At 54.5% G+C, this 11917-nt stretch carries 9 protein-coding genes; 7 read left to right on the forward strand and 2 right to left on the reverse strand.

All coding sequences use genetic code 11. From position 1 onward, the window contains the following. The first annotated feature begins 33 nt into the window (after nucleotides 1-33). From NST26_RS11470 to NST26_RS11490, 5 genes are all read left to right on the forward strand, one after another. Nucleotides 34-933: an ABC transporter permease gene (locus tag NST26_RS11470; protein WP_036724972.1), complete on the forward strand. Its 900-nt coding sequence runs from the start codon at nucleotides 34-36 to the stop codon at nucleotides 931-933. Nucleotides 934-989: 56 nt separating this feature from the next. Next, nucleotides 990-1868 carry a carbohydrate ABC transporter permease gene (locus tag NST26_RS11475; protein ID WP_076074807.1) on the forward strand — a complete coding sequence of 293 codons (879 nt, stop codon included), beginning with the start codon at nucleotides 990-992 and terminating at the stop codon, nucleotides 1866-1868. 51 nt (nucleotides 1869-1919) lie between these two features. Beyond that, nucleotides 1920-3716 carry a sensor histidine kinase gene (locus tag NST26_RS11480; protein ID WP_340979154.1) on the forward strand — a complete coding sequence of 599 codons (1797 nt, stop codon included), beginning with the start codon at nucleotides 1920-1922 and terminating at the stop codon, nucleotides 3714-3716. Beyond that, nucleotides 3694-5322 (forward strand): response regulator transcription factor, encoded by a 1629-nt coding sequence (locus NST26_RS11485; protein ID WP_340953992.1) that lies wholly within the window; start codon nucleotides 3694-3696, stop codon nucleotides 5320-5322. Before NST26_RS11480 ends, NST26_RS11485 begins: the two co-directional genes overlap by 23 nt. 209 nt (nucleotides 5323-5531) lie before the next feature. Beyond that, complete coding sequence (locus tag NST26_RS11490) at nucleotides 5532-5828, forward strand: hypothetical protein (protein WP_340979155.1); 297 nt, start codon at nucleotides 5532-5534, stop codon at nucleotides 5826-5828. Between the two features lie 283 nt (nucleotides 5829-6111). Here the strand turns inward: NST26_RS11490 and NST26_RS11495 are convergent, their stop codons facing one another. Further along, on the reverse strand, nucleotides 6112-7254 hold the full coding sequence (locus NST26_RS11495) for a glycosyl hydrolase family 8 (RefSeq protein ID WP_340979156.1): 1143 nt from the start codon (nucleotides 7252-7254) through the stop codon (nucleotides 6112-6114). Between the two features lie 229 nt (nucleotides 7255-7483). Between NST26_RS11495 and NST26_RS11500 the strand changes: the two genes are divergently transcribed. Further along, the gene (locus NST26_RS11500; RefSeq protein WP_340979157.1) at nucleotides 7484-9301 is read left to right on the forward strand and encodes a family 43 glycosylhydrolase; all 1818 of its coding nucleotides are present in this window, start codon (nucleotides 7484-7486) and stop codon (nucleotides 9299-9301) included. 71 nt (nucleotides 9302-9372) lie between these two features. Then, the gene (locus NST26_RS11505) at nucleotides 9373-10800 is read left to right on the forward strand and encodes a family 43 glycosylhydrolase (protein WP_340979158.1); all 1428 of its coding nucleotides are present in this window, start codon (nucleotides 9373-9375) and stop codon (nucleotides 10798-10800) included. A gap of 108 nt (nucleotides 10801-10908) precedes the next feature. Here NST26_RS11505 and NST26_RS11510 read toward each other — a convergent pair whose 3' ends face one another. Continuing rightward, nucleotides 10909-11802 carry a helix-turn-helix transcriptional regulator gene (locus NST26_RS11510; RefSeq protein ID WP_340979159.1) on the reverse strand — a complete coding sequence of 298 codons (894 nt, stop codon included), beginning with the start codon at nucleotides 11800-11802 and terminating at the stop codon, nucleotides 10909-10911. Nucleotides 11803-11917: the final 115 nt, after the last annotated feature.

Here is an 11917-nt window from a genome sequence, read left to right on the forward strand (position 1 = left end):
TTCCATTCTTGCCTGCAGATGTGGAGGATAACGATGAGAACAAAACTGCGAAAAGAACTGCCGCTTCATTTGATGCTTTTGCCGGGACTGGTGATGATCATTCTGTTCTCCTACGTCCCCATGGCCGGTGTCATGATTGCATTCCAGAAATTCATCCCTGCCAAGGGCTTGTTCGGGGATCAAAAATGGGTGGGCCTCGATAACTTCGAATATGTGATGAACCTGCCAAGCTTCACACAGGTGCTGTGGAATACGCTGTTTATTTCGAGTCTCAAGCTGATTCTGGGCCTGATTATTCCGCTGGTATTCTCGATTCTGCTGAACGAGCTGGCCAGTAATGTAATCAAGCGTTCCGTACAGACAGCGATCTATCTGCCGTATTTCTTGTCCTGGGTCGTGCTTGGCGGCATCTTGATTGATATTCTGTCTCCATCGGGCGGGATTGTGAATGAATTCCTCGGATGGTTCGGTGTCTCCAAGATATTCTTCCTCGGCGACAATGACTGGTTCCCCTTCACGCTGATTGCTTCGGATGTGTGGAAGAACTTCGGTTACGGCACGATTGTATATCTGGCGGCTATTACGGGCATTGATCCCGGGTTATATGAAGCAGCTACCATTGACGGTGCGAACCGCTGGCACAAGACCTGGCATATTACCATTCCGGGCATACGCATGGTCATCGTCCTGCTGTCGGTACTCAGTCTGGGTCAACTGCTGAACGCGGGCTTTGATCAGGTCTTCAATTTGTACAGTCCGCAGGTCTATGAAAGTGGGGATATCCTGGATACCTTCGTCTACCGGATCGGTCTGCTCGACGCACAATACGGCGTAGCGACTGCCGTCGGCTTCTTTAAATCGATCATATCGCTTACCTTAATTTCCAGCTCGTATTTCCTGGCTTACCGTTTCGCCAAATACCGGATTTTTTAGAGGAGGGAGATCCCTTGCAGCAACAGCTAACGCCCAAACCGGAGGAATGGACTCCCATTCGCCCCAAAAAACGATTTGACGGGATTGCGGTATTGAACGCAACCGTTCTGATTCTGGTCTCACTGCTCTGTATCCTGCCGCTCATTCATATTATAGCGGTGTCTTTCAGCTCCAGCGCGGCGGCTTCCGCAGGGTATGTCAGACTCTGGCCGGTAGACTTCACGTTCGCCTCGTATATGTATACAATGAGCCGGACTGAATTCTGGCAGTCGATGCTTGTCTCCCTGACGCGGATCGGCATCGGCACGCCGCTGAATCTTCTGTTAACGATCCTTGTCGCTTACCCGCTATCCAAGGAATCGCACGCTCTGCGGTTCCGCAGCGTCTATGCCTGGGCCTTCTTCGTCACGATGCTGTTCAACGGCGGGCTGATTCCCTGGTATACCACGCTCAAGGAGTATGGCCTGCTGGATTCCATCTGGGCGCTGGTGCTGCCCGGCGCAGTTCCTGTGTTCAGTGTGGTGCTGCTGCTTAACTTCTTCCGGGAGATTCCGAAGGAGCTGGAAGAGGCGGCGCTGATTGACGGGGCCGGCCACTTCCGGACGGTCTGGTCTATCTTCGTGCCGATCTCCAAGCCTGCGCTGGCTACACTGGCCTTGTTCTCGATGGTGGAGCACTGGAACAGCTGGTTCGACGGCCTGCTGCTCATGGGGAATCCGGCCAACTATCCGCTGCAGAGCTATATTCAGACGATAGTGATCCAGCAGAACCTGTCGAATATGTCGCGTGATGCCATGCTTGATCTGGCGCTGATCTCGGACCGGACGCTGAAGTCTTCCCAGATCTTCCTCGGCTCCCTGCCGATTATTCTGGCCTATCCGTTCCTGCAGAAGTATTTCGTGAAGGGAATTGTACTCGGCAGTGTCAAAGGTTAACCTCCCGGAAGTTATGCATAAGCCTGCGGCTCTCCCCGGATTCAGGCTATAATGGTGAAAATGATTGCTGGGGGCCTGGGACTGTTGTTCAAAAAGGATTACTCACTGCGCAATACGATATTTCTGCGGCTGATTGTGACCTTTCTGCTCATTATGCTGCCTATTCTTGTCTTCGCCGCTTATCTGTATCAGTGGATTGTGCAAACGGCCAGCAGCGATATCCGAAGCTCGGCCAGCGCCCAGACCGTCTTCTACTTAAATGATATGGAGAATGAGATCGAGCGGATGAAGCTGCTGCAATACAGTCTGCTGGAGGATGAGGATCTGAACAAGCTGGCTCTGACCTGGGAGACGCTGCCGACCATTGACCGCACGGAGAATCTGAATTCGCTGATGAAGCGGCTGTTCATCGTGCAGAACAGCAGCACGTATATCAAGGACGTCAGGGTTCATATCATGACTATAGGCCGGACCATATCATCAGTCGGCGGCGTGCGTGAGATTGAACTGAAGCGCTTCCGCGAGATCCGCTCGGTCTTCGGGGACCGCCGTTCCCAGGTGATTGAGTGGGATGGCGGCCTGTACCTTAGTGCGATGAAGCAGCGGGGCATCAAGGGGGCGGAGCCGCTGCTGACGGTCGAGATTGAGCTGGACACCAAGGAGCTGCGGGCGGCGCTGGGCCAATTCAATACGTATCCCGGCAGTGGAACGCTGCTGCTCTCCGATAGTGCGAGATTCGCGCTCTACAGCATGACCGGCGAGCTGTCGCAGGCGGAACCGTCCCAGTATGCCCGGGATATCCGTGCGGTGGCCTCCGGGGAGAGGCTGAGGATCGCAGGTGCGCCTTATTATATCGTCCAGACCGGCTCACAGGAGCTTGGCTTGTCCATCTACCGGATCATCCCGGAGGCTATTATCAAGAATCCGCTGAGCAAATTCTATACCTGGGCCTGGGTGTTCGCCGTGGCTGCGCTTGCCATCATCATTGCTTTTGCACTATCGACCTACAAGTTCATTCATAAGCCGATGCTGACGCTGGTGAAGAGCTTCCGGAGAATGGAGCAGGGTGATCTGGACATTCATATCCAGCATGAGTCGAAGGATGAATTCCGTTATCTGTACAGCCGCTTCAACCAGATGGTGAGCAATCTGCACTCCCTGATCGACCAGGTGTACAAGCAGAAGATTATGGCCCAGCGGGCAGAGCTGAAGCAGCTGCAATCACAGATTAACCCGCATTTTCTGTACAACAGCTTCTTCATTCTGAACACAATGGCGAAGACCGGCGATACCGAGCGGATCGAACAGCTTACTACGATGCTAGGGGAATACTTCCAGTTTGTCACCCGGAACGCTTCCGATCTGGTGTCATTGGAGCAGGAGATTCACCATGCAAGGATGTATACAGAGATTCAGGCCATGCGCTTCTCCCGCAGAATTGGGGTCCGGTTCGATGCCTTGTCGGAGGAGCTGAAGAAGGTGTCCGTTCCGCGGCTGATTGTACAGCCGATTATTGAGAACGCGTTCAAGCACAGCCTGGAAAAGAAAGCCATGGAGGGCCTGATCATTGTCCGCTTCGCGCAGGAAGGCCCGGATATCCGCGTTATCGTTGAGGATAACGGGGACCGGCTGAGCGATGACATGCTGGAGCAACTGAAAGAGTCCCTTAATGTCTATCAGGAGCAGGCGGAGACCACCGGCCTTGTGAACATTCACCGGCGCATCCGCATAACCTTCGGGGAAGAGAGCGGCTTGCTGGCAGACCGGAGTGAGCTGGGCGGACTAAGGGTAACCATCCTGCTTAGAGCTGGAGGTGAGAATGCTGATGTACAGGATGCTTATCGTTGATGATGAAGAGATTATCACAGATGGACTAGCGGTAATTTTCGGCAAAATGGAGCTTGAGCTGGACATCTACAAGGCCTACTCGGGCTGTGAAGCGCTAAATCTGCTGCACCGGACCCGGGTGGATATTGTCCTGTCTGATATCTGCATGCCCGAGATGGACGGACTGGAGCTGATGGAGCATATCCGCCGGAGCTGGCCGCAATGCAAAATCGTCTTCCTGACCGGACACAGCGACTTCAATTATGTCTACCAGGCGATTCAGGCTCCGGGCGTCCAGTATGTGCTCAAGAATGAAGGTTATCCGAAGCTGATTGAAGCGGTGATGCGTGCGCTACAGGAATTGAACGACACCATGCAGGTGAATGATCTGATCCGTGAATCCAAGGAGCAGCTGAACACGCTAGAGACCTTGGCACAGGGCGATTATTTCCGCCATCTCATTCACAGCGTCAAGGCGGATCAGGATATGGCCGGGGACTTCGTCCGTCTGAACATTCCGCTGGATGCTTCGCGGCCGGTGCTGATCGCTCTGGGCAGTATCAGTGATCCTGAATCCTCGCGCACGTATATGGACCGCCGGGAGACAGCGCTTGCGGTCAAGTTCCTGTCGGAGAAGCTGCTGAAGGAGCGGACGGTCAGCCTTGGGGTTATCGACCGGTACGGTGACCTGATCTGGCTGATTCAGCCGGGCGGGACGGGAGAGGCTTCGCAGCCGGAGGATTTGGAGCAGATGATTAAATTTCTGGAAGGCACCTTCGAGCTGATTCAGCAGTCGTGCAGGGAATCGCTGGAGGTCGGGATGGCCATCACTCTCAGTGCGGAGGAGTCTGCCTGGTCCAGGCTTCAGGTAGTGTACGATAAAGCGAGGCAGGTTCAGCATTACCGGGCAGGAGACGGAGAGCGGATGGTGCAGAAGGTGCAGCTGAATGAAGCGGCGGCGCCGGATACCATGCGTGACCGGTTCATGCAGGGCAAGGTGGAGACTCTGGCTGCACATCTGGAGGCGGGCCGTAAGGAGGAATTCCTCCGGCTGTTCGGGGAGATGGCTGAACCTGCTGGGCAGGAATGCACGCGGGGCAACCCTTATTTGACTGAGCTGTATTACACCATTGCTCTGATGCTCATGTCGTATACGAACAGATGGGAAGCGGATCAGGAGATCGGGGCAAGCGGGCTGATGCAGCTGGAGGTCCACCGGACATGGGGAGAAGCCTTCCGCTATCTGGAGGACACCGCCGGGAATCTGTTCTCTGTCCGCAGGAGCGGCGAGCAGAAGCGGGCGGCGGGTGTTATCGACCGGATCTGCATATATATAGAAGAGAATCTCGACCAGGACCTGTCGCTGGTCCGTCTGGCCGATGTGATCCACTTCAATCCTTCCTATCTGTCCCGCCTGTTCAAGCAGGAACGGGGAATTAATCTGTCCGAGTATATCGAGGAGTTGCGCGTCCGCCAGGCCAAAGATCTGCTGCGGAGGGGGGAGCTGAAAGTGGCGGAGGTCGGCTCGCTAATCGGCTACGTCACCCCGCAATCCTTCACCCGCGTATTCAAAAAGTGGACCGGAACCACGCCCCAGGAATACCGTATGGATGTGGTTGGCGGGTAAATGTCCTGCGCTCGTGGCTGGCGGCCACGAGCGAGGGTGGAGCAGGGGAGAGATAACGGGGAAGGCCCATTGGGTGAGAGCGACAGGATGAGAGACGTAAGAATGAGATACATTGGATGAGAAATATTAGAGGAAGATATAGTCGCTCCTTCGGATGGATGGCGTTGCCTCCATCGTCCGGGGGAGCGATTGTTCGTTGAGGAGAGTAAATGAGAGGGATAAATCCCATTAATGCAGCCAAAAGTCGGCTGGATGGGGAAATGAAAGGGATAAACCCCATTAATGCAGCCAAAAGTCGGCCGGATGGGGAAATGAAAGGGAAAAATCCCATTAATGCAGCCGAAAGTCGGCTGGATGGGCGAATGAAAGGGAAAAATCCCATTAATGCAGCCAAAAGTCGGCTGGATGGGGAAATGAAAGGGATAAATCCCATTAATGCAGCCGACAGTGATGGTATTAGAGTAACGAGGAGCACCGCAAGTACCCCTGATATCAGCAGAAGTTAGCTAAATGAGTGAATGAGGAGCAGAAGTGCCCCTGATTCCAGCAGAAGTCGGTTAAATGAATAAATCAGGAGCACAAGTGCCCCTGATATCGGCAGAAGTTGGCTAAATGAGCGAACGAGGAGCAGAAGTTGGCTAAATGAACAAATCAGGAGCACAAGTGCCCCCGATTTCAGCATAAGTCGGCTAAACGAACAAATCAGGAGCAGAAATGCCCCTGATTTCACTCTGCCCCGCCAGAAATAGGCCAATGGAGGACATTGAGGCCAGCTTTAGTTAGTTTCTTTTATAAGTAAATCCGATAATTCCCGCTCAGCGCCAGCATGGTGAAGAAGTATAGACAGTTGTCGTAATACCGCCGTTCTCCGGTGCGCAGCGGGGTGTCCCAGAATAGCTTGACGAAATGCCCGGCATCCGGGCCATCGGCGGCAAGCGAGGCCATGGCCAGAGTGGATAGCAGGCCGACCGGATGCAGCGAAGGCTCGTCGAACGGCTGACCGTCAATGGTATACCGCCGGTAATCAGCCGGATCGATATCGCGGAAGAAAGCCTGAATGCGGTTAGACTGCTCTATCTGCCAAGGATCGCAGCGGAACCATTCATAATCCAGCCCAATGTTGGCGGCGACCCGGTAAGCATCACTGAAGAAGTGGCGGAAGTCGCCATGCGGTTGAGGTTCCGCCGGAGTTCCGTCATAGTTGGCGTATTCCGGCGACAGCCCGGTAACCGGGTGGCAGGCCAGATGCAGGTAATCCCGACTCCGAGCAGCGGCATCCTTCCAGAACGCCCGGTCTGCTTCATCCGCTTGCAGCGCAAACAAATCATAGAAATGCGGCAAATGATAGGAGGGATCGCTGAACGGAGTCTCCGGGATGAACTTGATCAGCCGGGTCTCCGGGTCCCACATCGGATGGCCTTCCCCGTCTTCTCCCTTGTGCACACAAGCGCGGAGAATGATTCTGGCCTGCTCGGAATAATTGAATGGCGCGGCCCCGTCACCCCAGCGGCGGGAAGCGAAGAATAGTGCCATCGCGAAGAACTCTTCTCCATCCGGCGCGGGGCCGGGAGACAACCGTGTACCATCCAGCTTGCATTGCCAGGCGAAATAATCCTTATATCGGCCCTCCGTATGCTGCATGAATACCTTGGCGAAATTCCAGAGCCGGTCGAACTCCTCCTTTTTATCCAGCTGAACCGCCATCATCATCCCGTAGGACATGCCCTCTGTGCGCACATCGGTATTGCCTGTATCTACGATATAACCCTTATCCTCATCCATAGTATGATAGAGCCGGACATCAGGGGCGCCGTAGAACATTTCGTTCCAGGTATCTTCCAGCCGCTGCTGAATCGCCTCCGGACGCAGTCCGTTCTCAAGGAACAGATTTCTGTACTCCCCTGTGTAAAAAGAGCCCTCTGTAGTATTCATCATAACATCCTCCAGGTGAATTTTATTTTGCCCAAGTATATCATAAGCGGTAGTATAGAGATTAAAGCGTTTTCCAGATATTTTATAGAGGATTCCGGCTCCGGCCCATAATCTAAGGATAGATCAAGCTTAGGTGTCTATATGTCATGGACTTCACGCCAAAAGCTTCTCTATACTGATAGGGACATGCTGCAAGATGAATGAATAACAAGGTAAGGGTGATAGAGCTATGAATGAGGTTGCAGAGCTAATGAAGCTTACAGTCTACACGCGCATACCGAACCAGGATTACACAGGGTCTCTCGCCAACAGTGTTCATATGGCCTGTGCAGATGACCCTAACGAATTTCAGCCGCTGAACCGTAACTATGGCCTATTATTTGCCGTGGCCACCGTGGATGAGAAGAATGTGATTCATGAAAAAGGACTCAAAAACCCCTATCTGTTCCGCACACAGGATGGTGCTTTCGGGATGATTGCGGTAAGGATTGACGCCTCGGGGGAGGATGACGGGGAGAGCAGGGGGCAGATTCTGCTGTGGACCTCGCCGGATCTGGTGACCTTCGATGCCCAGCGGCTTGTCCGGCTCGATAATGAACGCTGTGTAAAAGAAGCCGTCTGCGCACTGGACAGCACTGGCGGATATGAGATCCGCTGGCAGGATAATGACGGCAGCTATTATGTGAACCGGCTGGCCGACCTGCGGAAGCCGGAAGGGATCTCGCCGCCGGAGCCTGCGGAAGCTTACACAGTAGAGCGGCCCGCTCAGCCGCTGCCCGGAACCTGTCCGGGGAATGTGCTGACAGTAGACGGTCCCGCAGGCCGCAAGGTTCAGGCGGCCTGGACCCCGGTGCATAACACCGGTATTCGCGTGGCGGAGCAGGTCAGTGTCCACTCCGCCGGCGAATTGACAAAGGTCAGAGCCACAGCGCTATATTCTGACGGCTCCACTGCCGATAAGCGGGTGGCCTGGGATACCGCAGAGATTGATTTCACCTTGCCGGGAACACATACCATACATGGTAAAGTAGTCACTTATGACTTGCCGTTCCCGTTAGCAAGCGGCTATGCAGACCCGGTGATTCTCCCCTGGAACGGCAGGTATTACTTCCTGGCTACCAATGACAATGTCAATAATATCGGCATCTATGTCCGCGTGGCAGATACTTTACAGGACTTATTCGCTCCGGGCTTCCAGGAAGCCGTTATACTGGACCTGAATGAGGAGCTGAACTTCATCCAGACCTTCTGGGCACCGGAATTCCATGTCATCTGCGGGGAGCTGTACATCCTGTTCGCTGTTGGCGGTAAGGTATGGGGACCGCAATGCCATCTGATGAAGCTGAACCCCGGCGGCGATATTATGAAGGCCGGGGATTGGAGTACGCCGGTCCGGGTGAAGCGGATGGACGGTACTCCATTGGCCGCAGACGGCATTACGCTGGATATGACTTATTTCAAGGCAGACGGCACCTCCTGTGTAGTCTGGTCTTACCGCAAAGGGATCGGAACGCCGCTGGATACCGGCTCCATGCTATACATCGCCACTGTAGATGAAGCGAACCCGGCGGTATTAACCAGTGAACCGGTGCTGCTGTCGCGTCCTCTGCTGGGCTGGGAGAATGTTCAGGGCACGATTAATAATGAAGGCCCGTATCCGCTCCTGACGGAAGATACCGTATATATTGCCTATTCCGGCGGGGCGGCAACAGGATACACCTATGCGGTAGGCTGGTTGAGCATTCCAAGGGGCGGCGATGTTCTGGATGCCGGTGCCTGGAGCAAGGCGGGCACGCCGGCACTTTCTTATTATTCGCTGGACGGGGTGTACGGTCCGGGGCATAATTCCTTTTTCCAGGATACAGATGGTACTACGCTAGTCCTCTACCACGGGGAAGAGCAGCTGGTGAAGCATGGAACGAGATGCTCGGCGATCCACAGAGTCCATTACAACAGTAAAGGAGTTCCACTGCTCGATGTGGCCGGGGAGAGAGATGTACATCCGGATTACGCCGAGTGCACGATTCAGGTGACTGTGCTTGCTTAGTCTGGAGTCACGGCCATCCCAGAATGAAAAATCAACAACGACAATCTATATAACAAATGGAGGATGTTAGAATGACACAACAACAAGGATTCAACCCCTATCTGCCTTCCTGGGAGTACGTGCCGGATGCGGAGCCTTATGTTTTTGAAGGAAGAGTATATGTCTATGGCTCGCATGACCGGTTCAACGGACACGCCTTCTGTCTGAACGACTATGTCTGTTGGTCAGCGCCGGAGGACAATCTGGGCGATTGGCAGTATGAAGGGGTGATCTACAAGACGACAGATGACCCGCTCAACCCGGAAGGCAGCATGTGTCTCTATGCACCGGATGTGACGCAGGGACCCGACGGGCGCTACTATCTCTACTATGTACTGGACAAGGTTTCTGTCGTATCGGTAGCGGTCTGCGATAAGCCGGGCGGCAAATATGAATTCTACGGTTATGTAACCTACGGGGACGGCACGCGTCTGGGTGAACGGGAAGGCGATGAGCCGCAGTTTGACCCGGGGGTATTGACCGAAGGAGACACCACTTACCTGTACACCGGCTTCTGCGGATACGGCGACAAGTCCAGACACGGCGCGATGGCTACCGTACTGGGTCCCGATATGCTTACGATTATTGAAGAGCCTGTGTTCGTTGCACCGAGCCAGCCTTACAGCCAGGGAACCGGCTTCGAGGGCTATGAGTTCTTCGAGGCCCCTTCCATCCGCAAAAGAGGAGATATCTATTACCTGATCTATTCCTCCATCTCGATGCATGAGCTGTGTTATGCCACCAGCAGTCATCCTACCCGGGATTTCGTGTATCAGGGAGTCATTGTGAGCAACTGTGATCTGCATATCGATACGTATAAGCCTGCGGACCGGACGATGTATTACGGCGGCAATAACCACGGCAGCATCGTGGAGGTTAATGGAGCGTGGTATATCTTCTATCACCGGCATACCAACGGGACCGCGTTCTCGCGCCAGGGCTGCATCGAGCCGATTACGTTCCGTGAAGACGGCACCATCCCGCAGGTGGAGATCACAACCTCCGGCCCGAACGGCGGCCCGCTGGAGGGACGCGGAGAATATCCGGCTTACCTGGCCTGTCATTTGTTCACGAAGGATCAGGAGATGTATACCGGAGGGTTTGGCAAGGTGGGTGCGTGGATGGACAGCCGGTTCCCGAAGATTACCCAGGACGGCAGAGACGGCGACGAAGAGGTTGGCTATATTGCCAATATGACGGAGTCGGCGACCGCCGGGTTCAAGTATTTTGACTGCAAGGGGGTTAGCCGGGTCTCCATCAAGGTGCGGGGATATTGCCATGGGGAGTTCCAGGTGAAGACGGCTTGGGACGGACCTGCGCTTGCTTCTATTCCGGTAGGCTTCACTAATGTCTGGAAAGAATATGCTGCGGAAGTGGAGATTCCGGACGGCGTGCAGGCCTTGTATTTCACATACACCGGAGGCGGCGGCGCTCAGTTTGCTTCATTTACACTGGAATAGACCGGAGGCATCAGACCAGGCATGACATAGACAGCAGGACCAGGGAGCGTGTTCCCGGTGCTGCTGTTTTGTCGTTCACATCGTAGAGCGTACGCTCTAAGCCTGCTGCTACACGCCGGAAGAATACCGGGCCTTGTAATCTGAGGGGGTCATGTTCATATAATGCTTGAACCATTTGGAGAAATAGCTGACATGCTGGTAGCCTGACTCCAGTGCAGCCTCCAGCACATTGTATGATCCGCTGCGGAGCAGACTGGCCGCCTGGCTGATGCGGATATAATTCAGATACTCCATCGGGCGCATCCCTGTCTGAGCTTTGAAAAACTTGCAGAAATGCGAGCGGCTCAGCGCTACCACGGCGGCAAGCTGATCCAGCTCCAGCCTGTCGCGGGAATGCGCCTCCATATAGCTCAGCACCTCCCGGATCTGCCGGTTATATTCCCGGCCGTGCCGGGTCTCCGCGGCCGGGTTCAGCGTGGTCAGCCCGTATTGATAGCTGTCTGCGATGAACAGCAGTAAGAGCGCCTTCAGGCTCATTTCGTATGCCCCGGGCTTACGCTCATAGCGGCTTAACAGCTCCCTGATCAGCTGAAGCAAGGGGGAGTGGGCGGCATCTGCAGCAGATAACAGAGCGGGAAGCCGGACCTTCCCTTGCAGGACGGGGTCCAGGAACAGCTCCTGGACCCGGTCGGGCTGCGGCGAAGACAGCCAGGAGCCTTTGAACACGATGGAATAATAACAGGTGCCGCCCATTGCGGTGTCCATGCCCGAATGAAGCTCACCGGGATGAACGATCAGGGCATCTCCTGCCTGGATGGCGAACTCGCGGCTCTCAATATAGAAGGTAGCGCGGCCTTCCGCCAGATAGATCATCTCCATTTCGTTATGCCAGTGCACGGGAAGAATGGAATGCACGCGGGCCTGATGCTCCACCCGGTAGATATGCAGCGGGAATTCTGGCTGGCCGTGCAGCTTGTTCTCCCGGTAACGGTGTTCGTACATGATGCCCTCCTCTGAATCGCTATATTGTGATGATATCGCGCAAATATATGGTAGATGAACCGCTATCAATAATAATATCATTATAACCAGAGGAAGTCATAAGGAAGGGTGGAAC

Origin of the sequence: Paenibacillus sp. FSL R7-0128, assembly GCF_038002245.1 — a bacterium.
In the GTDB taxonomy this organism is placed as follows: domain Bacteria; phylum Bacillota; class Bacilli; order Paenibacillales; family Paenibacillaceae; genus Paenibacillus_AQ; species Paenibacillus_AQ silagei.